This is a genomic window from Marinobacter litoralis (assembly GCF_003336705.1).
GTDB classification, from domain to species: domain Bacteria; phylum Pseudomonadota; class Gammaproteobacteria; order Pseudomonadales; family Oleiphilaceae; genus Marinobacter; species Marinobacter litoralis.
This window is the reverse complement of record NZ_QMDL01000004.1, coordinates 248,088-273,111: the sequence shown is the minus strand read 5'-3', so window position 1 is coordinate 273,111 and position 25,024 is coordinate 248,088. Positions and strand designations below refer to the sequence as shown.

The window sequence follows — 25,024 nt, the reverse complement described above, 5'->3', positions numbered from 1 at the left end:
GTGGAACATGGCGTTAAGCCTGACAGTAAATGGCCAGCACTATAGTCTGGACGTAGAGCTTGATACCCCTTTGTTGTGGGTGTTGAGAGATGAGCTGAAATTAAAAGGAACCAAGTTTGGTTGTGGCGCCGGTTTGTGCGGCGCGTGTACCGTGCATGTAAACGGCCAGCCAACCCGCTCCTGCTCCACACCTGTTGAATATTTGGACGGTGCCGAGATCACTACCATCGAAGGGTTGTCTGAAAACGGCGAGCTGCATCCGCTTCAAAAAGCATGGGTGGCTGAAGGAGTCCCCCAGTGCGGTTACTGTCAGTCTGGGCAGATTATGACAGCAGCTCATTTGCTGGCGAACACGCCTTCCCCGTCGAGAGACGAAATCGTAACGGCTATGTCGGGTAATTTGTGTCGCTGCGGCACATACTCCCGCATTGTTGCGGCCGTTGAATCTGTTGTTGATGGCGTTGGCCATTACGAGCCAGAGCAGGGAGAAGCCTGAGATGACGATGAATCGCCGTGAATTCATGAAAGTCAGTACGGCTGCTTCTGGCAGCTTGGTGCTCGCCGTATCACTGCCGGGATGCTCGACCATTAAAACCGGTTTTGAAGAGGAAACCGGGCAATGGTCGCCCGATATTTGGCTTGAGTTGACCACGAACGACGACATTTTCTTTACCTTGGCCCGAGTCGAGATGGGGCAGGGAACCTACACCGGCTTGACCACGCTGGTTGCGGAAGAGCTGGATGTTGACCCGGCCCGCATTAAAGTGAAGTTTGCGCCAGTCGCACCGGAATATCGCAATCCTTTGTTTGGCCTGCAGCTTACGGGCGGCAGCACCAGTGTGGCCACCAGTTGGATTCCGCTGCGGGAAGCGGGCGCTTTGGCACGGCAAATGTTGGTGATGGCAGCTGCTCGCGTTTGGAAGGTAGACGCGGCTGACTGCACTACTCAGGACGGCCGGGTTGTTCACCCCAATGGTATCGACTCGTTACGTTACGGCCAGCTGGTTGAGCTGGCGGATAAAGAAATTGTCCGTGGTGACGTGGCCTTGAAACCGCGCTCCGAGTGGAAGTACATCGGGCGCCAAGCCGGAAGGTTGGATACCGAGGCCAAGGCAACCGGTAAAGCGGTTTACGGCATCGATGTTGAGTTGCCCGGGATGGTGTACGCGGTGATGACGCGTTGCCCCCGATATGGCGGCAAAGCGACCGGCTTCAACCGGAGCGATGTGATGGCGTGGCCGGGCGTACTGGACGCGTTCATTACCGAACGCGGTGTTGCGGTGGTTGCCGACCGGTACTGGCGGGCGCGCAAGGCGCAGGAAGCTTTGAGAGTTGAATGGGATTTCGCCGAAGCGATCAATCTGGATAACGATCAGGTTTTTGAAGGCTATCGCGAGGCAGCCAACGAAGACGCGGGTGCTCAGGAGCGTTCTGACGGCGATTTCGACGATGCCGTTGAAAATGCGAGTCGCGTGGTCGAGGCGGAATATGAACAGCCATATCTGGATCACGCCGCCATGGAGCCTATGAACGCAACGGCTTGGTATCGTGATGGCGGTATGGAAGTGTGGGCACCGACTCAGGCTCCGGATTTGGCGCGTATCGCCGCGGCGCGGCACTCGAACCTGTCGCCAGGTGACGTAACGGTGAATACCACGTTCCTGGGCGGCGGCTTTGGCCGACGTCTGACTCAGGATTACGTGGAAGAAGTTGCGATTGTTGCCTACAAAATCAAGAAGCCGGTCAAGTTGATCTGGTCCCGGGAAGAAGATGTTCGTCACGGATTCTGGCGACCAGCGATGTTGCATCGGATGAAGGCCAGCTTTAACGACGCCGAATTGACCGGGTGGGACCACCAGATTGTGGGCCCTCAGATTCTGGATTGGTATGTCCGTAATGCTGCACCCGCACAGTACCCTTGGGCGCCGAAGTTTCTCTACAGCACTTTGGGCCGCGTAGGGCTTATGGCTGAAGGCATTGCTACACCCAAAGACATCTCCGCCATTGAAGGTGCCGTTGGTTACCCTTATCAGGTTGAAAACGTCAGTGTTCGTCATACCCACACAGACCCCGGCGTGCCGATTACCTGGTGGCGTTCTGTCGGTTATTCTCATAATGGTTTCGCAGTTGAAACCTTTATGGACGAACTGGCTCATGAGGCTGGAGAAGATCCACTGCAGTTCCGCAGAAAGCTGTTGGCTAACGAGCCTCGCCATCTTGCGGTGCTTGAGCGGGCGGCCGAGATGGCGGGCTGGGGATCGCCTGTGGCGGAAGGTCGAGCACGCGGCATTGCCTTGTTCAAGTCGTTCGGCACATACGTTGCGCAGGTCGTTGAGGCCAGCATCCAGCACGGTGAAATTCAGGTTCATAAAGTTACCTGTAGCGTGGATTGTGGACAGGTGGTGAATCCACGAGTAGTCGAGGATCAGATTTCAGGTGGTATCCTGTTTGGACTGAGCGCGGCCCTGTTTGGCGAAATCACCTTCAAGAACGGGGAAGTTCAGCAGAGCAACTTTCACGATTCGCGCGTGCTACGCATGCATCAGGTGCCAGAAGTGGTGGTAGATATTGTCGATAGCGAGATTGCGCCGACCGGTGTTGGTGAGCCGGGCGTACCGCCGGTGATTCCAGCATTGGGGAACGCCTTGTTCGCGTTGACTGGAAAACGCCAACGCAGGTTGCCGTTGACCGCCGGATAAAGCGGTTTGCCGGAGCGATCGGCCGCCCTATAATGGCGGCCGATATCCGCCCCGAAGGGCCAACTCTAACCGGGAGTGAGCCAATGTTTGATGTAACCCGATACGCCACAGCGGCTCAGGCCATTGTTGATGCCGGGCGCTTTCTTTACGATCGAGGCTGGTCACCCGCCACCAGCAGCAACTATTCCGCACGTCTAGATCCCGACCATATTGCTATTACCGTATCGGGCCGGCATAAGGGACGGCTCTCCACCAACGATGTCATGGTGGTGGATCTTAACGGCAACCCTGTCCAGAGCGATGCGAAATCTTCTGCTGAAACTCTCTTGCACACCGTTCTCTACCAAATCTATCCGGATGTCGGCGCTGTCTTGCATACGCACTCCGTAAAGGCGACAGTGTTAAGTCGGTTGATTGAAGCCGGTGCGCCGTTTGAGGTAGAAGGGTATGAGCTGCAGAAGGCGTTTCCGGGCGTAGACAGCCACGACGGCCGATTGAGAATTCCGGTCTTTGAAAACACCCAGGATATTCCGGCGCTGGCGGAACGAACTCGAGAGTGGTTCCAGCATCACCCGGAGCAGCCAGGTTATCTTATTCGGGGCCACGGCCTTTATACCTGGGGCGAGACGATGGAGGATTGCCTTCGTCATGTGGAAGCGTTTGAATTCCTTTTTGAATGTGAACTTGAAACCATGAGAGTCTGCCGATGACGACCCTGAGCATTTTCAACCAGAACCAGCCGGACACCGCTCATACGGTCACGTCTGATCCGCAAGTGATTAGCGACACGTTGAAGGAGCAAGGTGTCCGCTTTGAGCGTTGGCCCACCCGCGATCTTCCGTCGGATGCCAGTCAGGAGCAGATTTTGGCGGTGTATGCCGACGAAGTTAATCAGCTCAAGCAAGAGTGTGGTTTCCAGACAGCCGACGTGGTCAGCCTTACCTCAGACCATCCTCAGAAAACCGAACTTCGTAAAAAGTTTCTGGACGAGCACACTCACAGCGAAGACGAAGTGCGGTTTTTTGTGCGCGGCCAAGGGTTGTTTTACCTGCATTTTGACGATCAGATCTACGCGGTGATGTGTCAGAAAAACGACCTGATCAGTGTGCCTAATGGCACCCGGCACTGGTTTGATATGGGGGCAGAGCCGGAGTTTACCTGTATTCGCTTGTTTACCAATCCCGAAGGGTGGGTGGCTAGCTTTACCGGCGAAGATATTGCTGCACAGATACCTAGGTATGAGGCCTTGGCAGGAGTGAAGGCATGATTCGCGTTATTTTGACCGACATCGAAGGCACCACCAGCTCGATTTCGTTTGTACACGACGAGCTGTTTCCCTACGCCAGTAAGCATCTGCCGGATTTTATTCGTGAGCATCACCACACCACTCGTGCAGTATCCGAGCAGTTGGCGATCGTGGCCGAAAAAAGCGGGACCGATAGCAAAGATGTTGAAGGGTTGATTGATGTGCTTCAAAACTGGATTGCCGAAGATCGCAAAGAAGGTTCCTTGAAGGCACTCCAGGGAATGATCTGGGAGCAGGGCTACCGAAGCGGTGAATTGAAAGGGCATATCTACCCGGACGCGGCGGACTACCTGCAGCGATGGCATGACCGTGGTTTGAGGCTTTTCGTGTATTCATCCGGGTCGGTTAAAGCCCAGAAACTGATTTTTGGTCACAGCAATGAAGGTGACTTCACCCCGTTCTTCTCCGGCTACTTCGACACCATGGTGGGCGGCAAAAAAGAAGCCCAGTCTTATCACAACATACTGGCTGAGCTTGGCGTTGAACCCAAGACGGTGCTATTCCTGTCGGATGTTGAAGCGGAACTCGACGCGGCCGAACAGGCAGGCTTGAAAACGGCGTGGCTGATCCGCGAAGGTGATCTGCCTGACACTGACCGTTTTGTCGCCCGTAATTTTGCAGAGGTTGATGCACTCCTGCGCAAACGTTAGGAGCTAGAAACGATGCCCGGCGACAGAAGAACGCAATGGCTGATTCCGGGTTTTCTTGTTCTGCTTTTGTCGGGATGTAATCCGTTCACCGAGGCAGAACCCATGATGGACGAGTACCTGAGCCGGCTGGCCCGGGTGCTCGACGCCCCCGAAGCCTCCGTGCCTTCAGAATTGCCCCCCGCCACCACACTCCCCAAGCGCCGTGACCGTGTTCTGCAGATTCCCGAGCTGGAGCTGGGTATGCTCGATTTTCTTTCCCTTTACGGTTGTGAACTCCAATACGTGGTGGGTGAAAGAAATTCCGTGATGGGCCGGGTGATGCAGCCAATCAACCGTCTGCGATATGAAATTCGTTTTATCCAAAGCGCGGAACGTTGCGTGCAACAGATTGACGACGCGGAATTGCAGGCCACGCTCGAGCAAGCCGTTGCAAGCAAGCGCGAGACGCTTTCGCTGGCGGTATGGAATGCCACGTGGGGCACCGAAGAGATTGAAAAACTGTTTACCTTGTCGAAAGGCTACTACCCCGTGGCGGCCGAGCAGAATGCGCTGACCGACCTGGCTCTGGATCTGGATCAACTGAACGAGATTGTCAAAGCTCTGAACAACCAAAAACTGGGCGTACCGTTGAGTGATCTCGGGCAGATACACCAGCGCTGGCAAGCGCAGTTTCTGGCGGGGCAGGTGATTAACAGTGCACGTTTGTTGATTGCGACGCTGAACTCGGGCACAGAAACACTGCGGAGTAGGCTTGAAGGGCGACCGTTATGTTTAAACGGTAAGTCCAACAATCAGTCCAACATCGTTCAGAGTTTCTTTTTCAAGATCTATATCGGCGAGGTTCAGCCCTATATGAGCGCCGTTAGCCGGGCTCGGGACAGTTTGATTCGTGGCTTTGCCCGTCTGGCCGAACAGCAAAAAGGAGTGATTCCGGAGGCGTTCGATAGCTGGTATAGCCGGCATCTGTCGGAGGATTCCGGCGGTAGCCTATGGCGCGAACTGGACCAGGCGATGATGCGCCATACCCGGCACTGGCAGGACTTGTTGGCCCAGTGTGGCCTGCGGCCCGGAGCCTGATTAGCGCTGGCTTTCCGGCGTTACCCGAAGGATTTCTTCAACCGTGGTTTGCCCGGCTGCTACCTTCTGGGCACCGCTTAACCTGAGCGATTTCATGCCTTCTTTGTAAGCGTCCCGTCTCAGGGCTTCCAACTCGCAGCGATCGGTTATCTGGTGGGTCAGGTTATCGGACATCGTCATGATTTCGTAAACCCCTGAGCGCCCCATGTAGCCCGTATTGCGGCACTCCAGACAGCCTACCGGGTGGAAAAATTGCTTAGGTGCCGGTGCTTTCCACGGGCGGGTCAGCGTTTGCCAGGCTTGCTCGTCGGCTTCGCTCGGTTGCTTGCAGTGCGGGCAAAGATTGCGGGTTAAACGCTGCGCCATGACACCGAGCACCGTGGCCCGGATCAGGTAGGGTGGGATGCCCAGTTCCATTAAACGGGTAATCGCGCTTGGCGCGTCATTGGTGTGCAATGTCGATAGCACCAAGTGGCCAGTCAGAGCGGCTTGTACCGCCATTTCGGCGGTTTCTAAGTCCCGTATCTCACCGATCATGATGATGTCAGGGTCTTGGCGGAGAAGTGCTCTTACGCCGCGGGCGAAAGTGAGGTCGATGTTGGTCTGGACTTGCATCTGATTGAATGCAGGCTCCACCATTTCAATCGGGTCTTCAATGGTACAAATGTTCAGTTCCGGCGAGGCCAGCTGCTTCAGGGTAGAGTACAGTGTCGTGGTTTTGCCTGAGCCTGTGGGGCCGGTCACCAGCACAATGCCGTGAGGGCGTGAGGTGATGCTGTGCCATCGGCTGCGGTCTTCCTTGCTGAAACCGAGCTGTTCAAACGATTTCAGCAGCACTTCCGGATCAAAGATTCGCATCACCATTTTTTCGCCAAAGGCGGTGGGCATGGTGGCTAAGCGAAGTTCGACTTCCCGATTGTCGGGTTTGCGGGTTTTAATGCGCCCGTCTTGCGGTCGCCTTTTTTCGGCAACGTTCAAACGGCCCAGAATTTTCAGGCGACTGGTGATGGCGGTGCCGACATGCTCGGGGAATTCGTAGACATTATGCAGCACACCATCGATGCGAAACCGCACTTGCGTCACGGACCGCCGAGGCTCGATATGGATATCCGATGCTCGCTGCTCAAAGGCATACTGCAACAGCCAATCGACAATTTTGACCACATGTTGGTCATTGGCATCGGGGTTATCGCTGGAGCCTAGGTCCAGCAGTTGTTCCAAATTCTGGTTGCCGGCCGGCCCCGCTTTTTTTCCGCCACCGGCTTTGCTGACCGAGGCCGCAAGTTGGTAAAACTCGACGGTATACCGGCGAATAGCTTCCGGATTGGCGACCACGCGTCGAATGTCTTTACGAACAGCCTGGCGAAGGTTGCTCTCCCACTCTCGCTTGAACGGTTCGCTGCTGGCAATCACCACTTCGTCGTTGGTGATCTCGACCGCCAGAATGCCGTGGCGCTGGGCGAATGCATACGACATAACCTGGGCAATGGCCGGAGTGTCAATTTTCAGAGGGTCTATGTGGTAGTAGGTTTGCTGTCCCCAGGTTGCCAGCCAGTGGGTCAAACGTTCCAGATCCAGCGTGCGCCCGTCGATTTGGCTGCTCAGGCCTGCAATGGCGACTAGTTCGAGAGGGTGCCTGGGCGTTTTGTTTGCGCCTTCTGAGGCCGAGCCCAGGTTGGCCGTCAGCACTTTTTCGGCATCCTGTTGGCTGATTTCCTCGCTTTCCACCAGTGCAGTGCACACATCTCTCAGTGTGAGTGTGCGGTGGTGGGGTGGCGCTGGCATTGCGAGTGTTTGATCAGCCATCCGTATTGCCTCTCAAATGGGGTGCGTTAGGCGGCAACCGCGCGGTTCACTTTCAAATGCATCATGGCAACGGTGAACAGCAGGAACGTTAGTACTGTCATGATGACAGGCCCGAGTGCGCCTTCGCTAAGCCAAGCGGATACCACCGCTTGGGTGAAGTAAAAAATCAGCACAAACGACATCCAGATATAACCGCGATTGTGACCACGGAATACGGGAACAATAAACGCCAGCAAAGGTAACAATTTGACCGACAACATCAGACCGATGGAAACTCCCTCAACCGGCGCAGGGTAGAACGTGGTCAGAACCAGTGTAGCCAATACGGCGAGGTAGAGCCCGCTGGTTACGCGTGCAGTGGTTTTGGCTTTTTCATTATGAAGCATAAAAGGTTCCGGATATTTAGCGTCGTTGTAAGAATCAGTCAGACAGTTTCTGGGCCAAGCGAGCCAGTCGTTCACCGAATGCCTGACACAAAATTCGTTCGTGTTCGCTTAGATCTTGTTCGGCGCCAGTGCCTGCCCAGTGAGAAGGCCCGTAGGGTGTTCCGCCGGAGGTGGTGTCGTTCAGGGCGCGTTCCGAATAGGGGAGGCCGCACAATACCATGCCGTGGTGCAACAGGGGCAACATCATCGTGAGCAGGGTGGTTTCTTGTCCCCCATGCAGGCTACCGGTCGAGGTAAAAGCACCGCCGGGTTTGCCCTCTAGTTTGCCGTTCAGCCACAAGTCCCCGGTGCCATCCAGAAAATGCTTGAGCGGTGCCGCCATGTTGCCAAAACGTGTCGGGCTGCCCAGGGCCAGGCCGGAGCAATCGGCGAGATCCTCTCGCGTGGCGTAGGGCGCGCCGGTATCCGGCACCGCAGGCAGGCTCGCAGAGGTATCTGGCGACACGGGAGGCACGGTGCGGATTTTCGCTTCCATTCCAGCCACGCGGGCAACTCCGCGCCCGATCTGCTTGGCCATTTCAGCCGTCTGGCCGTTCCGACTGTAATAGAGAACAAGTATGTAAGGGCTGGAATTGCTCATGCCTAGCTCCTGAGAGGGCTCTGTTTAAAGGATATCCAGTACAGTTTCTGGCGGGCGGCCGATGGCGGCTTTGTTGTTCGCAAGAACGATGGGGCGCTCAATAAGCTTGGGGGTGGCTACCATCGCTTGAACCAGCTGCTCACGGGTCAACTCGGGGTTGGCCAGGTTCTGTTCTTTGTATTCGGGTTCTTTGGTGCGCATGAGCTCCCGGGGTTCGCATCCCAGTAAATCAAGAATATGTAATAGCTCTTGCTCTGTCGGAGGTGTCTCCAGGTAGCGTATAATCTCCGGTTCGATGCCTTTTTGCTCAAGTAGCTCAAGGGTCTGACGTGATTTTGAGCACCGTGGGTTATGGAAAATACGGGTTTGTTCTGTCATGGTCATGCTCGATTAACAGTTGTGATTGCGGTCTATTTTGGGGCGTAGTCTAACAGGAGGAAATCCCTTGCAGTACCCTCGGTACTTGTCCATTCCACGAATCGCCTCGTCTTTATCTCAGCCACGTTGGTTAGCATTGCTGGTGCTGAGTGCGGGGTTGGCTCTCTCTGGTTGCAGTAAAGTGGAGCTGGAGAAAGCCGATGGCACCCTCAAAAGCTGGGACAGCTATCGCGGGCAATGGGTGCTGGTGAATTATTGGGCCGAATGGTGCAAGCCCTGCCTTGAGGAAATCCCTGAATTGAACCAGCTCGACAAAGCGCCGGATATTACCGTTTTGGGCGTTAATTTTGATGGCATCGAAGGTGAGTCTTTGCGGGATCTAGGGGCGCGAATGGGGATCGAATACACCATGCTGGCGAAAGACCCCGCGCCAGTGTTTGGCTGGAATATGCCGGTAGCCCTTCCTGCTACCTTTATTGTTGGCCCGGGCGGTGAGCTCATCGAGACGCGCTTTGGCCCTCAAACCGAAGATGATATCCGCACAGTGATCGGCAATTGAACATGGCAAATACTTTCGTACACCTGCGCGTACACTCCGAATATTCCATGGTGGATGGCCTGGTTAGGGTCAAACCACTGATCAGCCGAGTGGCTGAACTGGGTATGCCTGCGGTCGGGCTGACTGAACAGTCCAATATGTGCTCCTTGGTTCGCTTTTATCAAGGTGCCATGGGCGCAGGCATCAAACCGATCATCGGTGCCGACCTGTGGCTGGAAAACCCGGATGAGCCCGAAAATCCGTTCCGTTTGACGTTGCTCGCACGCGATAACGACGGCTACCTGCATCTGACCGAAATCATTTCTCTGGGTTATACCGAAGGCCAGAAGTACGGCAAACCGATTGTCAGAAAAGAATGGTTGGAGGCTCGCGCAGGTGGCTTGATCGCGTTGTCCGGCGCAAAAATGGGCGACGTAGGAAAAGCCTTGCTGGCTGACAAACCAGATTTGGCGCGAGAGCGCGCGCAGTATTGGAAAGACTTGTACCCCGGCAGCTATTACCTGGAATTGCAGCGTACGGATCGGGCCGGTGATGAAGATTGCCTGCACCTGAGCGTTGAACTGGCAGCTGAAATGGGCCTGCCCGTTGTGGCGACCAACGATGTGCACTTCCTGACTGCCGACGACTTTGAGGCCCATGAAGCCCGGGTCTGCATTGGTGAAAGTCGCACTTTGGACGACCCGCGTCGTGATCGCCGGTTCAGTGACCGGCAATACCTGCGCAGCGCCGAGGAAATGATCGAACTGTTTTCCGACATTCCCGAAGCCATCGAAAACACCGTCGAAATCGCTCGCCGTTGCTCAGTGAAGGTGCGGCTGGGTGAATACTTCCTGCCGAACTATCCGATCCCGGATGGCATGACCATGGACGATTACTTCCGCAAAGTGTCGGAAGAAGGCCTGGAAATGCGGCTGGAGACGATTCTCAGCAAAGATGATCCGGAATACGATCAAAAACGGGCGGTTTATGAGGAGCGGCTGAAATTTGAGCTCGACATCATCATCCAGATGGGGTTCCCGGGTTACTTCCTGATCGTTATGGACTTCATCAAGTGGGCCAAGAATAACGGCGTGCCCGTTGGGCCGGGGCGGGGTTCCGGTGCCGGCTCGCTGGTCGCTTATGTGTTGTTGATTACCGATCTGGACCCCCTTGAATACGATTTGCTGTTTGAGCGGTTCCTGAACCCGGAGCGGGTATCCATGCCCGACTTCGACGTCGACTTTTGCATGGAGGGCCGTGACCGGGTTATCGAATACACCGCCCAGAAATATGGCCGTGAAGCGGTTTCGCAGATTATTACCTTCGGTACCATGGCGGCGAAGGCGGTGGTGCGAGATGTAGCGCGTGTGCAGGGTAAGTCCTACGGGCTGGCGGATAAGCTGTCCAAGCTGATTCCGTTCGAAGTAGGTATGACTCTGAACAAAGCGATTGAGCAGGAGCCCCAGCTCAAGGAATTTCTGGAGCAGGACGAAGAGGCCCAGGAAATCTGGGAAATGGCTCTTAAACTTGAGGGTGTGTGCCGGAACGCCGGTAAGCACGCCGGGGGCGTCGTTATCGCGCCCACCAAGATCACGGATTTTTCGCCGCTGTATTGTGATGACGAAGGTGGAAGTCTGGTCACCCAGTTCGATAAAGGTGACGTTGAAGAAGCCGGGTTGGTGAAGTTCGACTTCTTGGGGCTGCGGACCCTGACCATCATCAAGTGGGCTCTGCACATGATTAACCCGCGCCGTGAAAAGCGCGGGGAGCCGGAACTTGATATAGCGACGATTCCTCTGGACGACAAAGCCTCGTTCGACATGCTGAAAAAGGCTGAAACAACGGCGGTCTTCCAGCTTGAATCCCGAGGCATGAAAGACCTGATTCGTCGCCTGCAGCCAGACTCGCTGGAAGATATGATCGCTCTGGTGGCGCTGTTCCGGCCGGGCCCGCTGCAATCGGGCATGGTTGACGACTTTATCGACCGGAAGCATGGCCGGCAACCGCTGTCCTACCCGCACCCGGATTATCAATATGAAGGCCTGAAACCAGTATTGGAGCCCACTTACGGGGTTATCCTGTATCAGGAGCAGGTCATGCAGATCGCTCAGGTGATGGCGGGCTACACCCTGGGTGGCGCCGACATGCTTCGGCGGGCGATGGGTAAGAAAAAGCCCGAAGAAATGGCCAAACAGAAGGCCTCTTTTCTGGAGGGTTGTGCCAACAACGGCATTGATAAAACGCTGGCCGAGAACATCTTTGACTTGGTTGAGAAATTCGCCGGCTACGGTTTTAACAAATCCCACTCCGCAGCTTACGCCTTGGTGTCGTATCAGACCCTTTGGATGAAGGCCCATTACCCGGCTGAGTTTATGGCCGCGGTACTGACTGCGGATATGCAGAACACCGATAAGGTGGTCACGCTGGTCGAAGAATGCCGGAACATGAAGCTGGACCTGTTGGTGCCAGACGTCAGCCGTTCCGAGTACACCTTCACCGTCAACGATGACGGCCAGATTGTTTACGGCTTGGGCGCGATCAAAGGCTTGGGTGAAGGTCCTATCGAAAGTGTCGTTGCGGCCGCAAAAGAAGGTGGCCCGTTCCAGGATATTTTCGATTTTGCTCGCCGGGTGGATTTGAAGAAAGTTAACAAGCGTGCCATGGAAGCGTTGATTCGCGCCGGTGCTATGGACAAGCTCGGAGCTACGCGGGCTCAGCTGATGGCGAGTATCGATAAAGCCATTCAGCAGGCCGGCCAGCAGTCTCGGAACGATGCCGTAGGCATGGTAGATATGTTTGGCGAAATGCTCGGTGGCGGCGACGATGAAGACGTTTATGCCGACGTGGCCGATGTACGCGAATGGCCCGAAAAGCAACGGCTGAAAGGTGAAAAAGATACGCTGGGTATTTATCTTACCGGCCACCCTTTTGATGAGTACGAGAAAGAGGTGCGACGGTTTGTGCGCTCGTCGATTTCGGATCTGAAGCCCAACAAGTCGCCTCAGCGAGTGGCGGGTTTGGTGGTCGCGCAGCGCACCATGAAAACCCGCACAGGTTCAACCATGTGCTTCATCACCTTGGATGACCGAAGCGCCCGGATTGAAGCCACCCTGTTTTCCGAGGCCTATTTCGAAAACCGGGAGTTGCTGCAATCGGATCAAGTCATTGTGCTGGAAGGGCAGGTCAGCCACGACGATTACTCAGGTCAGATGAAAATGCGCGTTAGCTCAGTCACAGACGTGGCCACAGCGCGGCAGCAGTTCAGCCGGGGCATTCGATTGGAGTTGCACGCTGACCAATTACAAAATGGTCTGTTGGACAAGTTAGACGACACACTGCGGCCTTTCCGTAACGACGGTAGCCCGATATGGATTGAGTACAGCAGTGGAGAAGCCCGCACGCGCATCGAGTTAGGGGAGTCCTGGCGGGTCCAGCCGGATGACGATCTTCTATTTGAACTGAAGCACCTGGTGGGCGACCAAGCCGTAGAACTGGTCTATGATTAAGACCAATGTCCGCTTTTGCTCTGCGGCAAGCACTGCTATCTTTGTCCCAAATTCTGGTTTGGGTGGGCGTTGGCCCGCCTGGCAATCAAATGATGGAACATCATGAACCCTAATTACCTGGATTTCGAACAGCCGATCGCCGACCTGGAAGCCAAAATTGAAGAGCTTCGAATGGTGGGTAACGATACCGATATCAACATTACCGATGAGATCAGTCGCCTCAAAAAGAAGAGCGTCAGTCTGACCGAGAGCATTTTCTCTGATCTCAAGCCCTGGGATATAGCCCGTTTGGCCCGACATCCGCGCAGGCCTTACACTCAGGATTATATCGACCTGATCTTTGATGATTTCGATGAGCTGCACGGCGATCGCCGCTACGCAGACGATCACGCCATCGTGGGTGGCACCGCTCGTTTGGGCAACCAACCGGTCATGGTCATTGGGCATCAGAAAGGGAGAGAGGTGCGTGACAAAGTTAAGCGTAACTTTGGTATGCCTCGCCCGGAGGGCTATCGAAAAGCCTTGCGTCTGATGGAAATGGCCGAACGGTTCAAAATGCCGATTCTGACGTTTATCGATACCCCGGGTGCTTATCCGGGGATCGGAGCCGAAGAGCGTGGGCAAAGTGAAGCGATTGCCTTTAACCTGGCGGTGATGTCGCGGCTGAAAACGCCGATCATTTCGACGGTTATTGGTGAGGGCGGTTCCGGTGGTGCTCTCGCCATCGGCGTATGCGACCAATTGAACATGTTGCAGTATTCAACCTATGCCGTTATTTCGCCCGAAGGCTGCGCCTCCATCCTCTGGAAGAGTGCTGAATATGCGTCGCTTGCCGCAGAGGCCATGGGTGTGACGGCGGACCGGCTGAAAGAGCTGGGCGTTGCCGATAACGTGATCGAAGAGCCGTTAGGCGGAGCGCACCGTAGCCCTGAAAATATGGCTGAAACGCTAAAAGCGCAATTGGAAACAGGCTTGGCTGAGCTGTGTCGTTTGCCTCAGGATGAGCTGATTGCGCGCCGGTACGAGCGTTTGACCAAGTATGAAGGCGGGCGGTAACCCCGCCCGGCCCGTTGATTGGCCGAACGACCTACTAGGGCCAATCAACACTCTCCCTGAACACTCCCGTCTCTGGGTCGCCTTTAGCGGTGGCCTGGATTCGGCGTTGCTGCTTCACGTAGTAGCATCCTGCCATTCCGATATCACAGCCATACATATCAATCACCAGCTCCAGGCTAATCATCAGCAGACCGAGCAGTTCTGTCGCGATGTTTGTGAGGGCTTGGGTGTGCCTATTTTGGTTGAATGCGTTGACGTAGAAGTATCCGACACGGGGGCTGGTGGGCTAGAAGAGGCTGCTAGGAATGCCCGGTATCAGGTGTTCGCGCGGCGACTAGGTGATGGTGATTTGATTCTAATGGCTCACCATGGCGATGATCAGGCTGAAACGGTCCTGTTCCGGTTGTTGCGCGGCTCGGGAGTAAGTGGCCTTGCTGGAATGCCGGCAAGTCGGCCTATGGGGCAGGGAAGCTTGCACCGTCCATGGTTGGCGGTTGGCCGCGACCGACTGGAAGAGGTGGCCGGTCGTTCAGGGCTGAGTTGGATTGAGGACCCGAGCAACGTCAGCCAGATTTATGATCGAAATTTTCTACGCCATGCCATCATTCCGGGTTTGAAAAAACGTTGGCCGGGATTGCTCAAGCGAATGGGGCACAGCGCCGCCGCATGCCGGGAAAGCGCGGAGTTAAATCAGCGATTGGCTGAGTTGCACTGGCAGTCTTGCTCAGACAGAGGTCGGTTGGCGTTGGCGAAATTGCGAGAATTAAGCGCACTCGAACAGCGAAATCTGGTGCGTTGGTGGCTGCAAGAAAAACGGTTTCAGGTACCGCCGAGCGCCAGCTTGGATCAAGGCCTTTCTGATCTCCTGAACGCGGCAGAGGACCGTGCGCCGGAAATTCGAGGTGCCGGGTTCAGCCTGCGCCGATATCGCGGTTATCTCTATCTCGTGCCCAACGTGATCCTGCCGAAAGGGCCCATCAACCTTTTCCCGAATAAATTGGCGGTATGGGGAGGCTGGCAGCTCCGTTTAACGCAGGCGCCGCCAACGAGTAACTCAAAAATTCCCCCGCCGCCAATACGGGTATCTACGAGGCAGGGGGGTGAACGGATAAGAATCCGCCCTGAAGGGCCGTCCCGGGCATTGAAAACCTGGCTTCAAGAACAGGGCGTTCCACCATGGGAAAGAGCTTTGCTGCCCTTGATTTACAGGCAGCGTAGCGAAGGTGAAGAGTTGGTTGCGGTTGGCGATTTGTGGTGTTCTGACCAATACTCCGGAAGCGCCCCGGCGACCGGTTGGCGGCTTATCGTGGAGCGGGATTTTGATTGAGTAGGTGAGGGCTTTCTGGTAGTCTGATGTCCCATCTTGAGATGAACAATCTCCCCCCTTTACCGAACCAGATAATCATGGAATCTGCATGACGCGTTATATTTTCGTCACCGGCGGTGTTGTGTCCTCTTTGGGCAAAGGTATTGCGTCTGCCTCATTGGCAGCCATCCTGGAGGCACGCGGCCTGAAGGTCACTATTCTCAAGCTGGATCCGTACATCAACGTGGACCCCGGCACCATGAGTCCGTTCCAGCACGGTGAAGTGTTTGTCACCGAAGATGGTGCCGAAACCGACCTTGATCTTGGCCACTACGAGCGTTTCATCCGCACACCGATGAGCAAGCGTAATAACTTCACCACCGGTCGGGTGTACGAAGAGGTTATCCGCAAAGAGCGTCGTGGTGATTATCTGGGTGGCACCGTTCAGGTGATTCCGCATATCACTGACGAAATCAAACGCCGTGTTATCGAAGGTGCTGCCGGTTCTGACGTGGCGATGATTGAAGTCGGCGGAACCGTAGGTGATATCGAATCCCTGCCGTTCCTCGAAGCGTGTCGTCAGCTGAAAGTAGAGGTTGGGGCTCAGCGTGCGTTGTTCATGCACCTGACGCTGGTTCCGTACATCGCCACCGCTGGCGAAATCAAAACCAAGCCGACTCAGCATTCTGTTAAAGAAATGCGCTCCATCGGCCTGCAGCCCGATATTCTTCTGTGCCGTTCCGAGCACGAAGTCGATGCCAGCTCCCGCCGAAAGATTGCCCTGTTCACCAACGTTGAAGAGCGCGCAGTCATTCCGATGCAGGATGCCAAGTCTATCTATGCGATTCCGCGGATGCTTCACGAATACGGCCTGGATCAGCTGGTGATAGACCGCTTCAATCTCGATGCACGGGAAGCAGACCTGAGTGAGTGGGACGAAGTTGTGGAATCTCTGATGAATCCGCAGCAAGAAGTCACCATCGCCATGGTGGGTAAGTACATGGAGCTTCTGGAGGCCTACAAGTCCCTGATCGAGTCCCTGTTGCATGCCGGCATCAAGACCCGCACCAAGGTCAACATCAATTACATCGACTCCGAAGACATCGAGCGCGAAGGTACTCAAGTGCTTGAGTCCGCTGACGCTATTTTGGTCCCCGGTGGCTTCGGTGAGCGTGGCGTAGAAGGCAAGATTCGCACAGTCCAGTACGCCCGTGAAAACAAAGTACCGTACCTCGGCATCTGCCTGGGTATGCAGGTAGCCGTTATCGAATACGCTCGTAACGTGGCTGGTTTGAAAGATGCGCACAGTACCGAGTTCCGTGAGCATTCACCGGCGCCGGTTGTTGGCCTGATTACCGAATGGCTGGACGCCAGCGGCAACACTGAAGAGCGTACTGAAGCTTCAGACCTGGGCGGTACCATGCGTTTGGGTGCTCAGGACTGTGTGCTGACCGAAGGTTCTACCATTGCCGCTTGTTACGGTAAGAAAACCATTCGTGAACGTCATCGTCATCGTTACGAAGTTAACAACCACTACCTGCCAAAGCTGGAAGAAGCTGGCCTGCATATCTCTGGCCGCTCTACCGATGGCCGATTGGTAGAGGTTGTAGAAGCACCAAACCATCCTTGGTTTGTGGCGTGTCAGTTCCACCCGGAATTCACCTCAACACCTCGCGACGGCCACCCGCTGTTCAAAGGCTTTGTTGAGGCCGCTTTGGCGAACAAGAAGGGATCGTAAGCATGGCGAAGAGCGTGGTTAACGTCGCTGGCATTGAAGTCGCTAACGAAAAGCCGTTTGTGCTTTTCGGCGGCATGAACGTTCTGGAATCGCCCGAGTTGGCCATGGAGGTTGCAGAAGCCTACGTGGAAGCAACCAACAAGCTGGGCATTCCATACGTGTTCAAGGCTTCCTTTGACAAGGCCAACCGCTCGTCCGTGAATTCTTTCCGCGGCCCCGGTTTGGATAAAGGCTTGCAGATACTGGCGGACATTAAAAGCAAGTTTGGTGTCCCCATTATTTCAGATGTCCACGAGCCCGCACAGGCTGCGCCTGCCGCGGAAGTGTGCGATATCATCCAGCTGCCTGCATTTTTGAGCCGTCAAACCGATCTGGTCGTTGCTATGGCAAAAACCGGCGCGGTGATCAACATCAAGAAAGCTCAGTTCCTTGCGCCTCAGGAGATGAAACACATCATCACCAAGTGTGAAGAAGCAGGTAACGACAACATCATCTTGTGTGAGCGGGGCAGCAGCTTCGGTTACAACAATCTGGTGGTCGATATGCTGGGCTTTGGCATCATGAAGTCGATGAATGTTCCCGTGATGTTCGACGTCACCCACTCGCTGCAAATGCCGGGTGGACGAGCCGATTCCGCTGGCGGCCGCCGCGCGCAAGTGACCGACTTGGCTCTGGCCGGTATGTCGCAAGGGTTAGCGGGCCTGTTCCTGGAAGCACACCCTGACCCCGATCAAGCCAAATGCGACGGCCCATGCGCTCTGCGCCTGAGCCAGCTGGAGCCGTTCCTTCAGCGGGTGAAAGCCGTAGATGGTCTGGTAAAAAGTTTTAAACCTATAGACACCGCCTGATTGGCGGTGTCCGCAATTTGAAAGACCGCATATACGAAGCGTTTAGTACGCGACGGCATACTGCGAACTTTGAGAGCAAACGGCTGGAAGGCCTTGGCGAAAATTTCGAAGGCCATGGATGGCCTGAGAGAAGCGCACATGGATGTGCTCGTAGCGTTTTTCGCCAAGGCCTTCCAGTTGTTTGCTCCGGCACAAAATTAAAAGTTAAGACTGGAGAAACATCCGAATGACCAAGATTGCCAACATCAAAGCTCGTGAGGTTCTGGATTCACGCGGTAACCCAACCGTTGAAGCCGACGTAATTCTGGAAAACGGAACCCTGGGCCGTGCCTGTGCACCATCCGGAGCATCTACCGGTTCCCGCGAAGCGCTGGAACTCCGTGACGGTGACAGCTCCCGCTACCTTGGTAAAGGTGTTCGCAAAGCGGTAGCGGCCATCAACGGCCAGATCCGTGACGCACTGGTAGGAAAAGACGCAGCTGAACAGCGCACTCTGGACCAGATCATGATCGACCTGGACGGCACCGAGAACAAAGCCAACCTGGGCGCAAACGCCATTCTGGCCGTGTCTTTGGCTGCGGCTAAAGCTGCCGCCACTTCACTGGGCAAGCCTCTGTACGAGCACATTGCTGATGTGAACGGCACGTCTGGCAAGTTCTCCATGCCGGTTCCAATGATGAACATCCTGAACGGTGGCGAGCACGCCGATAACAACGTCGACATTCAGGAATTCATGGTTCAGCCCGTGTCTGTAACCAGCTTCGCCGAAGCTCTGCGCGTGGGTGCTGAAATCTTCCACAGCCTGAAGAAAGTTCTGAAGGCCAAAGGCCTGAACACCGCAGTCGGTGACGAAGGTGGTTTTGCACCTAACCTGCCATCTAACGAAGCTGCACTGGCTGCAATCCAGGAAGCCGTTGAACAAGCCGGTTACGAACTGGGTAAAGACGTTACTCTGGCGCTGGACTGTGCTTCTTCCGAATTCTACAAAGACGGCCAGTACCAGCTGACTGGCGAAGGCAAGAGCTTCGACTCTGAAGGCTTTGCGGATTACCTGGCAGGCTTGTGCGAGCGTTACCCGATCGTATCCATCGAAGACGGCATGGACGAAAGCGACTGGGACGGCTGGAAAGTGCTGACTGACAAGCTGGGCAGCAAAGTACAGTTGGTCGGTGATGACCTTTTCGTAACCAACACCAAGATCCTCAAGCAGGGAATCGAGAAGGGCGTTGGTAACTCCATCCTGATTAAGTTCAACCAGATTGGTAGTTTGTCTGAAACTCTGGACGCGATCAAAATGGCTCAGGAGGCCGGTTACACTGCGGTTATCTCTCACCGTTCCGGTGAAACTGAAGACACAACCATTGCTGACCTCGCTGTGGCGACTTGCGCTGGCCAGATCAAAACAGGCTCTTTGTGCCGTTCTGATCGTGTAGCTAAGTACAACCAGTTGCTGCGTATCGAAGGTGATCTGGAAGGCAAAGCGCCTTACCGCGGTCTGAGCGAGATCAAAGGCCAAGGCTAAACACTAGCCGGCGGTATGCCTGATAGCGCGAGTTATCAGGTGACAAAATGTTAAGGCCATCGCGTTCTGGATGAAAATTCAGACACAATGGCCTTTTCGTCCAATAACTTGCGATGAATTCTTGCTAATCTACCTGAGCGTCTATACTTACTTTCTGACGTTAATCTGAAACTGGTTATTTTCTGAGCTGATCTGAATGAAAACGCTTTGGGCCATTCTTGCTGTGCTGATTCTCCTGCTACAGGTTCGCCTGTGGGTCGGGGAGGGTAGCTTTGCGCAAGTTTGGGCACTGGAAGAAGCGATTGCCAAACAGCAGGCTGAGAATGCCGGGCTGGCAGCTCGGAATGACCGGCTTTATGCAGAGGTTCGTAACCTGCGAAATCAGCAGGGGGCGGTGGAAGAGCGGGCCCGCATGAACCTGGGCTTGATTCGGGACGATGAGACGTTTTTCCTCGTTGTCGAAAAGTAAGTTGTAGTTTGGGTGTTTCGAGCGCCGGGGAGTGTCTCTCCGGGAACCGCTACGAGCACTTCCATGTGCGCTTCTCTCCGGCCATCCATGGCCACGACATTCCCGGAGAGACACTCCCCGGCGCTCTTCTAACGTGGTGCGGGTTTTCCGATGAAACATTCTGATCTTTGGCTTGTGGTTCCTGCCGCTGGTATCGGCCAGCGCATGAAAGCCGAATGTCCCAAGCAGTACCTGAAAATCTCTGACCGATTTATCCTCGATATAACCCTGTCTCGCTTGCTGGATAATGCGCCGTTTAAAGGTTGCATGGTGCCGCTCAATTCCCGGGATCAGTGGTGGCCCGACAGTGAATCCGCTAACGACGACCGAATCCAGACCTGCACTGGCGGGAACGAGCGGGCAGACTCCGTACTTTCGGCGCTGCATGCATTGGATGGGCAAGCAGATGATAACGATTGGGTATTAGTGCACGATGCCGCGCGGCCGTGTTTGCATCCTCATGATCTCTCCAATCTGATTGATACGCTGTTTGAGCACCCGGTAGGTGGGCTGCTTGCGGCGCCGGTGGCGGATACGTTGAAGTTAGCGGGCAGGGGCGCAGAGCCTGAGGTTGAAGAAACCGTGGACCGAAGCCAGCTATGGCGGGCGTTGACGCCTCAAATGTTTCGCTTCGGTGCTCTGAAGTCGGCGCTGGAACTGTGCCTTAAAAGTGGCCATGGCGTTACAGATGAGTCCTCTGCCATGGAGTTTTCCGGTAATATGCCTCTTTTGGTGGAAGGCCGGGCGGATAATTTGAAGATTACGGTGCCGTCCGATCTTGGTTTAGCCGAGTTCATTCTAAGTCGGCAGTAAGGTTTTTGCCTCCCCGTACATTCTTGTTTTGATTCGGAGATGACCATGCGTATTGGCCAGGGCTTTGATGTCCATGCCTTTTGTGAGGGCGATTTTGTCATTTTGGGAGGGGTTGAGATTCCCTTCAGTCAGGGGCTGAAAGCCCACTCGGATGGCGACGTTCTTTTGCACGCGCTGGCCGATGCCCTGTTAGGTGCAGTGGCATTGGGCGATATTGGTCATTTGTTCCCGGATACCAGTGATGAGTGGGCCGGGGCTGATAGCCGTGAATTGCTGCGAACGGTGATGCAGCGGGTTCAGGATGAGGGCTTTTCGGTGGTTAATATCGATACCACGATTATTGCTCAAGCTCCGAAGATGGCGCCTCATGTTGAAACGATGCGTTTGAACATCGCTGCGGATTTGGGGGTGCCTGTTAACCGGGTGAGCGTAAAGGCTACAACCAGCGAGAAACTCGGATTCACCGGTCGAGGCGAGGGCATTGCATGCCAGGCGGTGTGCTTGCTTGAGCCGGTGACGCTGTGACTCAGTCGAAGGAAGGCAAAGCACGCTGGCGTCTTGATTGGCCTACTTCTTCGGGCATCCGGCCCGCATCCGCTTTGCTCAAGGCCAGTCCTGAAGATTTTCGGGTGACCGAGTATCTGGGGCCGGAGTTTGAAGGGGCCCAGGCGGGGGACAAGGGTGCCGGTGAACACCTGTGTGTGCGACTGGAGAAAACCGGTGATAACACCGAGTACGTGGCCAGTGAATTGGCTATCCTGGCCGATACAAAAACATTTGAAGTGGGCTTTTGCGGCCTGAAAGACCGCCATGCCGTGACGGTGCAATGGTTCAGTTTGTACCGGCCGGGTATGGAATCCGAAGATGCAGAATTGCTGTCAGCGATCGCCCGGCGTTGGCCGGTACTGGCTCATCGCAGGCACGCGCGAAAACTCCGTCGAGGTGAGCATGAGCACAATGGCTTCGAGCTGGTCTTACGGGAAGTCAGTGGTGATCGGTCTCAGATTGACGCAGCGTTGAATCTGTTAGCTGAGCGTGGTGCGCCCAATTACTTTGGTCCTCAGAGGTTTGGGTTGGCTGGTGGTAATCTGGATAAAGCCGTGACACTTGACCCTACTCGTCTAAACCGAAAGCGCGGTGGTCGCCGTGGCGGTGGCGGACGTGCCTCGAAAAACGTATTGTACTTTTCGGCGGCACGTTCCTGGTTGTTTAACGAGGTATTGGCGGAGCGAGTCAGTGCGGGTAATTGGTTTGCTCAATTGCCTGGAGAACCGTCTGAAAACGGAGAATCAACAGGCCCGCTTTGGGGGGATGGTGGTACCCAAGCCACCGGCGAACAAGAAAAATTAGAACGATCAGTTATTGCGAGGCATCCGGAGTTTGAGCGGCTTTTTTCAAGCACCCGCATGAAGCCGGAACGTCGCGCGTTGGTCACTCAGCCTATTCAGTTACGCTGGGATTGGGTTGAGGATAATACGTTGCGGCTTCATTTTTTACTGCCGCCAGGTCAGTACGCAACCACTGTGTTGGGTGACCTGTTCGAGCTGCAGGACATGAGCCTCAGCCGTGATAATAAGTAATAAGCGAGCTAGCTGGAGATCATTTTGCGAATTCTATTGTCAAACGATGACGGCGTTCACTCGCCGGGCTTGGTGGCTTTGTATGAAGGGCTGCAGGGTTTGGGCAAGCTGGAGGTGGTTGCACCGGACCGCGATCACAGTGGCGCCAGCAATTCTCTGACCTTGAGCCGTCCGCTGACCGTTGAGAAACACCCGAACGGTTTCCAGTCTGTTGACGGCACGCCGACGGATTGCGTTCATCTGGCGGTCAATGGCTTGTTCAACAGCCCTTTCGATCGAGTGGTTTCAGGGATTAATACCCACGCCAATCTTGGCGATGACATTATCTACTCGGGTACCGTGGCGGCAGCCACTGAAGGGCGCCATCTTGGCTTGCCTGCCATTGCCGTGTCTTTGGTGAATGAAGGGCGTTTTCATTACGAGACCGCCGCGCAGGTTGTTCGCTGTTTACTTGAAAATCCTCACGCCTTGACCCTGGGGCCCAGATCCATACTCAACGTCAACGTGCCCGATGTGCCTTGGGAGGAACTCGCTGGATTCTGCATCACCCGCTTGGGGCATCGTGAACGTGCCGAGGGCGTTGTTCCGGTGACCTGCCCGAGAGGTAAAAAGCGTTACTGGATAGGGGCCGCGGGCCGCGGTGGTGATGCCGGGCCGGGAACCGATTTCTATGCAATCAGTCAAAAATGCGTATCGATTACGCCGGTGCATACTGATATGACCCGTCACGCAGCGCTTCCTGAACTTAAGAGCTGGCTAGAAGGCCTGGACGGTGTCGAGGTTGTCGATCAATGAACGCTCAGATTGAAGGTATCGGAATGACCTCCCGGCGCACGCGGATGCGCCTTGTTCAGCGCCTGCGGGAATCAGGCATCGAATCCGACAAGGTGCTGGAAGTGATCGGGCAAATCCCGCGCCATATATTTCTGGACGAGGCGTTATCTCACCGGGCCTATGAAGACACAGCGTTGCCGATTGGATATAGCCAAACGCTTTCACAGCCTTATATCGTTGCCCGCATGACCGAGCTGCTGCTGGCTCACGAGCCAACCAGAGTATTGGAGTTAGGTACTGGGTCAGGGTATCAAACGTCTGTGCTCTCCCAGCTGTTCAAAGAAGTGTACAGCGTTGAACGAATCCGTCCGTTGCAAGAGCGGGCCCGGGATAGGCTTCGTCAACTGAATATACGTAACGTCATGCTCAAGCACGCCGATGGGGGAATGGGGTGGCCAGACCGTGGGCCCTTCGATGGCATTATCGTTACCGCGGCACCGGTTGATGTTCCTAAAGAATTGTTGGAACAACTTGCCGATGGCGGAGTCCTGATTGCACCCGTGGGTGAGCATGACCAGGTGCTGGTGGAAATTGTCCGTAGGGGCGATAACTTCGAGCGCAGAGAGTTGGAGCCGGTTAAGTTTGTTCCGCTATTGGGTGGGGTGGTTCGTTGATGTCCGAGGTGAATGAGAATAATCGAACCCACCATCCGGTCGGTATTTTCCTGAGAGGCATGGCTATGGGCGCTGCGGATATCGTTCCCGGCGTATCCGGCGGCACCATCGCCTTCATCACCGGAATTTACTTTCGGTTGTTGGAGGCAATCAGTGCTGCTCCCGTCGCTTTTTTCCGGCAGCTGGTCCGCGGTGATTTTCTGGGCTTCTGGCGGGCCATTGATGGTTTTTTTCTGGTTTCGTTGCTGGCGGGTGTCCTGACCAGCATAGTCAGCCTGGCCTCATTGATTACATGGCTCCTGGATGAACACCCAATCCTAATTTGGAGCTTTTTCTTTGGGTTGATTGTCGCTTCTGTTTGGCACGTGGGCCAGCAAGTGAAGCGTTATTCTCCGGTGTTATTGATTCCTTTGCTCACCGGAGTGGTCTTTGCCTGGTGGGTAACCACCTTGCCAGCCAGTGAAGTTGACCCTTCCGCGCTAGCCTTTCTTGGTGCTGGGGCCCTCGCCATCTGTGCCATGATACTGCCGGGTATTTCAGGCAGTTTTTTGTTGCTGATTATCGGCATGTACGCACCGGTTCTGGCGGCCATAAAGACGGCTGCTATCGGTGATTTGGGTATATTCATGGCGGGCTGCCTGATCGGTCTGTTGTCAGTAGCCCGCCTCATTACCTTGGCTTTCAAGCACGCTCACGACATCGTGCTGGCCTTGTTAACCGGGTTTATGATCGGTGCTCTGGTGAAAGTTTGGCCCTGGCAGGAAACCTTGAGCTGGCGCACGAACAGTTCAGGAGAGCAGGTGCCCTTAACCCAGTTGCCGGTAAGTCCCGATACCTGGGCTACGCTTTACAGTCAGGAGCCTTTAGTGGGCTTGGCAACGTTGATGGCCTGTGTGGGGTTAGCGATCGTTGTAGGGCTTGAGATGGTGGGCCGTCGGCGGGCTGATTCCCGGAAATGAGTAGTCTGTCTGCTGAAAAGTGTTACTTGGCGCACAAAAAACGTGTTCCGGAAGGTAACAAACCTGAGCCAGCAGTAACTTGGAATCACTGCCGAAACGTGCAATATATTAAAAGGTTAGTCCTGAAACATAAGAATGTGCGTGCAGCACGTCCAGTTTCTTAGATGGATTTATTATAATCAGGCGTTGGCTTATTTGTGATTTTTAAAAGCAGGTACCACTATTCAGCGAACCCCGGGAAGCGCCGCCCATCAAGCGGC

The 25,024-nt window shown here is 55.1% G+C and carries 24 protein-coding genes; 20 read left to right on the top strand and 4 right to left on the bottom strand.

What is annotated here, in order from left to right:
- Positions 1-7: 7 nt before the first annotated feature.
- The 6 genes from DOQ08_RS14750 (at position 8) to DOQ08_RS14725 (ending at position 5,732) form a co-directional block, all read left to right on the top strand.
- Positions 8-496 (top strand): (2Fe-2S)-binding protein, encoded by a 489-nt coding sequence (locus DOQ08_RS14750; protein ID WP_114335745.1) that lies wholly within the window; start codon positions 8-10, stop codon positions 494-496.
- Position 497: 1 nt separating this feature from the next.
- Positions 498-2,699 (top strand): xanthine dehydrogenase family protein molybdopterin-binding subunit, encoded by a 2,202-nt coding sequence (locus tag DOQ08_RS14745; RefSeq protein WP_114335744.1) that lies wholly within the window; start codon positions 498-500, stop codon positions 2,697-2,699.
- Positions 2,700-2,782: 83 nt separating this feature from the next.
- Positions 2,783-3,409 carry a methylthioribulose 1-phosphate dehydratase gene (locus tag DOQ08_RS14740; protein WP_114335743.1) on the top strand — a complete coding sequence of 209 codons (627 nt, stop codon included), beginning with the start codon at positions 2,783-2,785 and terminating at the stop codon, positions 3,407-3,409.
- Positions 3,406-3,966: a 1,2-dihydroxy-3-keto-5-methylthiopentene dioxygenase gene (locus DOQ08_RS14735; RefSeq protein ID WP_114335742.1), complete on the top strand. Its 561-nt coding sequence runs from the start codon at positions 3,406-3,408 to the stop codon at positions 3,964-3,966. The genes DOQ08_RS14740 and DOQ08_RS14735 overlap by 4 nt, the downstream gene beginning before the upstream one ends.
- Positions 3,963-4,655: an acireductone synthase gene (gene mtnC, locus DOQ08_RS14730; RefSeq protein WP_114335741.1), complete on the top strand. Its 693-nt coding sequence runs from the start codon at positions 3,963-3,965 to the stop codon at positions 4,653-4,655. Before DOQ08_RS14735 ends, mtnC begins: the two co-directional genes overlap by 4 nt.
- A 12-nt stretch (positions 4,656-4,667) precedes the next feature.
- Positions 4,668-5,732 (top strand): DUF3080 domain-containing protein, encoded by a 1,065-nt coding sequence (locus tag DOQ08_RS14725; protein WP_114335740.1) that lies wholly within the window; start codon positions 4,668-4,670, stop codon positions 5,730-5,732.
- Here DOQ08_RS14725 and DOQ08_RS14720 read toward each other — a convergent pair whose 3' ends face one another.
- Genes DOQ08_RS14720 through arsC form a run of 4 tightly spaced genes read right to left on the bottom strand, consistent with a single transcriptional unit; the run spans position 5,733 to position 8,942 of the window.
- On the bottom strand, positions 5,733-7,538 hold the full coding sequence (locus DOQ08_RS14720; protein WP_114335739.1) for a GspE/PulE family protein: 1,806 nt from the start codon (positions 7,536-7,538) through the stop codon (positions 5,733-5,735). It abuts the gene before it with no gap.
- Between the two features lie 26 nt (positions 7,539-7,564).
- Entirely contained in the window at positions 7,565-7,924 is a 360-nt protein-coding gene (locus tag DOQ08_RS14715; RefSeq protein WP_114335738.1) for a DUF2069 domain-containing protein, read from the bottom strand.
- A gap of 34 nt (positions 7,925-7,958) precedes the next feature.
- Positions 7,959-8,564 carry an NAD(P)H:quinone oxidoreductase gene (wrbA, locus tag DOQ08_RS14710; protein WP_114335737.1) on the bottom strand — a complete coding sequence of 202 codons (606 nt, stop codon included), beginning with the start codon at positions 8,562-8,564 and terminating at the stop codon, positions 7,959-7,961.
- 24 nt (positions 8,565-8,588) lie between these two features.
- A complete protein-coding gene (arsC, locus tag DOQ08_RS14705; RefSeq protein WP_114335736.1) occupies positions 8,589-8,942 on the bottom strand; it encodes an arsenate reductase (glutaredoxin) in 354 nt (117 codons plus the stop codon).
- A gap of 67 nt (positions 8,943-9,009) precedes the next feature.
- On the opposite strand from arsC, the gene DOQ08_RS14700 reads away from it, so the two are divergent.
- From DOQ08_RS14700 to DOQ08_RS14635, 14 genes are all read left to right on the top strand, one after another.
- The gene (locus tag DOQ08_RS14700) at positions 9,010-9,501 is read left to right on the top strand and encodes a TlpA family protein disulfide reductase (RefSeq protein ID WP_227537701.1); all 492 of its coding nucleotides are present in this window, start codon (positions 9,010-9,012) and stop codon (positions 9,499-9,501) included.
- Between the two features lie 2 nt (positions 9,502-9,503).
- The gene (gene dnaE, locus DOQ08_RS14695; RefSeq protein ID WP_114335735.1) at positions 9,504-12,986 is read left to right on the top strand and encodes a DNA polymerase III subunit alpha; all 3,483 of its coding nucleotides are present in this window, start codon (positions 9,504-9,506) and stop codon (positions 12,984-12,986) included.
- Positions 12,987-13,088: 102 nt separating this feature from the next.
- Positions 13,089-14,042 (top strand): acetyl-CoA carboxylase carboxyl transferase subunit alpha, encoded by a 954-nt coding sequence (gene accA, locus DOQ08_RS14690; protein WP_114335734.1) that lies wholly within the window; start codon positions 13,089-13,091, stop codon positions 14,040-14,042.
- Positions 14,026-15,369, top strand: coding sequence for a tRNA lysidine(34) synthetase TilS (tilS, locus tag DOQ08_RS14685; protein WP_114335733.1), 1,344 nt, complete (start codon positions 14,026-14,028; stop codon positions 15,367-15,369). The genes accA and tilS overlap by 17 nt, the downstream gene beginning before the upstream one ends.
- An 88-nt stretch (positions 15,370-15,457) precedes the next feature.
- Positions 15,458-17,086 carry a CTP synthase gene (locus DOQ08_RS14680; protein WP_114335732.1) on the top strand — a complete coding sequence of 543 codons (1,629 nt, stop codon included), beginning with the start codon at positions 15,458-15,460 and terminating at the stop codon, positions 17,084-17,086.
- 2 nt (positions 17,087-17,088) lie between these two features.
- The gene (gene kdsA / locus DOQ08_RS14675) at positions 17,089-17,934 is read left to right on the top strand and encodes a 3-deoxy-8-phosphooctulonate synthase (protein ID WP_114335731.1); all 846 of its coding nucleotides are present in this window, start codon (positions 17,089-17,091) and stop codon (positions 17,932-17,934) included.
- Positions 17,935-18,160: 226 nt separating this feature from the next.
- Positions 18,161-19,456 (top strand): phosphopyruvate hydratase, encoded by a 1,296-nt coding sequence (gene eno, locus DOQ08_RS14670; RefSeq protein WP_114335730.1) that lies wholly within the window; start codon positions 18,161-18,163, stop codon positions 19,454-19,456.
- Positions 19,457-19,652: 196 nt separating this feature from the next.
- Entirely contained in the window at positions 19,653-19,925 is a 273-nt protein-coding gene (locus tag DOQ08_RS14665; RefSeq protein WP_114335729.1) for a septum formation initiator family protein, read from the top strand.
- Positions 19,926-20,075: 150 nt separating this feature from the next.
- A complete protein-coding gene (ispD, locus tag DOQ08_RS14660) occupies positions 20,076-20,777 on the top strand; it encodes a 2-C-methyl-D-erythritol 4-phosphate cytidylyltransferase (RefSeq protein ID WP_114335728.1) in 702 nt (233 codons plus the stop codon).
- 45 nt (positions 20,778-20,822) lie between these two features.
- Positions 20,823-21,302 (top strand): 2-C-methyl-D-erythritol 2,4-cyclodiphosphate synthase, encoded by a 480-nt coding sequence (ispF, locus tag DOQ08_RS14655; protein WP_114335727.1) that lies wholly within the window; start codon positions 20,823-20,825, stop codon positions 21,300-21,302.
- Positions 21,299-22,357 (top strand): tRNA pseudouridine(13) synthase TruD, encoded by a 1,059-nt coding sequence (truD, locus tag DOQ08_RS14650; RefSeq protein WP_114335726.1) that lies wholly within the window; start codon positions 21,299-21,301, stop codon positions 22,355-22,357. Before ispF ends, truD begins: the two co-directional genes overlap by 4 nt.
- A gap of 24 nt (positions 22,358-22,381) precedes the next feature.
- Positions 22,382-23,152, top strand: coding sequence for a 5'/3'-nucleotidase SurE (surE, locus tag DOQ08_RS14645; RefSeq protein WP_114335725.1), 771 nt, complete (start codon positions 22,382-22,384; stop codon positions 23,150-23,152).
- Positions 23,149-23,805 carry a protein-L-isoaspartate(D-aspartate) O-methyltransferase gene (locus tag DOQ08_RS14640; protein ID WP_114335724.1) on the top strand — a complete coding sequence of 219 codons (657 nt, stop codon included), beginning with the start codon at positions 23,149-23,151 and terminating at the stop codon, positions 23,803-23,805. Before surE ends, DOQ08_RS14640 begins: the two co-directional genes overlap by 4 nt.
- A complete protein-coding gene (locus DOQ08_RS14635) occupies positions 23,805-24,764 on the top strand; it encodes a DUF368 domain-containing protein (RefSeq protein ID WP_227537700.1) in 960 nt (319 codons plus the stop codon). The genes DOQ08_RS14640 and DOQ08_RS14635 overlap by 1 nt, the downstream gene beginning before the upstream one ends.
- Positions 24,765-25,024 lie beyond the last annotated feature (260 nt).

Bases quoted from the DNA above. Each gene is read 5' to 3' on its own strand.
- DOQ08_RS14750 (WP_114335745.1), top strand. From the start codon at position 8: ATGGCGTTAAGCCTGACAGTAAATGGCCAGCACTATAGTCTGGACGTA.
- DOQ08_RS14745 (WP_114335744.1), top strand. From the start codon at position 498: ATGACGATGAATCGCCGTGAATTCATGAAAGTCAGTACGGCTGCTTCT.
- DOQ08_RS14740 (WP_114335743.1), top strand. From the start codon at position 2,783: ATGTTTGATGTAACCCGATACGCCACAGCGGCTCAGGCCATTGTTGAT.
- DOQ08_RS14735 (WP_114335742.1), top strand. From the start codon at position 3,406: ATGACGACCCTGAGCATTTTCAACCAGAACCAGCCGGACACCGCTCAT.
- mtnC (WP_114335741.1), top strand. From the start codon at position 3,963: ATGATTCGCGTTATTTTGACCGACATCGAAGGCACCACCAGCTCGATT.
- DOQ08_RS14725 (WP_114335740.1), top strand. From the start codon at position 4,668: ATGCCCGGCGACAGAAGAACGCAATGGCTGATTCCGGGTTTTCTTGTT.
- DOQ08_RS14720 (WP_114335739.1), bottom strand. From the start codon at position 7,538: ATGGCTGATCAAACACTCGCAATGCCAGCGCCACCCCACCACCGCACA.
- DOQ08_RS14715 (WP_114335738.1), bottom strand. From the start codon at position 7,924: ATGCTTCATAATGAAAAAGCCAAAACCACTGCACGCGTAACCAGCGGG.
- wrbA (WP_114335737.1), bottom strand. From the start codon at position 8,564: ATGAGCAATTCCAGCCCTTACATACTTGTTCTCTATTACAGTCGGAAC.
- arsC (WP_114335736.1), bottom strand. From the start codon at position 8,942: ATGACAGAACAAACCCGTATTTTCCATAACCCACGGTGCTCAAAATCA.
- dnaE (WP_114335735.1), top strand. From the start codon at position 9,504: ATGGCAAATACTTTCGTACACCTGCGCGTACACTCCGAATATTCCATG.
- accA (WP_114335734.1), top strand. From the start codon at position 13,089: ATGAACCCTAATTACCTGGATTTCGAACAGCCGATCGCCGACCTGGAA.
- tilS (WP_114335733.1), top strand. From the start codon at position 14,026: ATGAAGGCGGGCGGTAACCCCGCCCGGCCCGTTGATTGGCCGAACGAC.
- DOQ08_RS14680 (WP_114335732.1), top strand. From the start codon at position 15,458: ATGACGCGTTATATTTTCGTCACCGGCGGTGTTGTGTCCTCTTTGGGC.
- kdsA (WP_114335731.1), top strand. From the start codon at position 17,089: ATGGCGAAGAGCGTGGTTAACGTCGCTGGCATTGAAGTCGCTAACGAA.
- eno (WP_114335730.1), top strand. From the start codon at position 18,161: ATGACCAAGATTGCCAACATCAAAGCTCGTGAGGTTCTGGATTCACGC.
- DOQ08_RS14665 (WP_114335729.1), top strand. From the start codon at position 19,653: ATGAAAACGCTTTGGGCCATTCTTGCTGTGCTGATTCTCCTGCTACAG.
- ispD (WP_114335728.1), top strand. From the start codon at position 20,076: ATGAAACATTCTGATCTTTGGCTTGTGGTTCCTGCCGCTGGTATCGGC.
- ispF (WP_114335727.1), top strand. From the start codon at position 20,823: ATGCGTATTGGCCAGGGCTTTGATGTCCATGCCTTTTGTGAGGGCGAT.
- DOQ08_RS14640 (WP_114335724.1), top strand. From the start codon at position 23,149: ATGAACGCTCAGATTGAAGGTATCGGAATGACCTCCCGGCGCACGCGG.
- DOQ08_RS14635 (WP_227537700.1), top strand. From the start codon at position 23,805: ATGTCCGAGGTGAATGAGAATAATCGAACCCACCATCCGGTCGGTATT.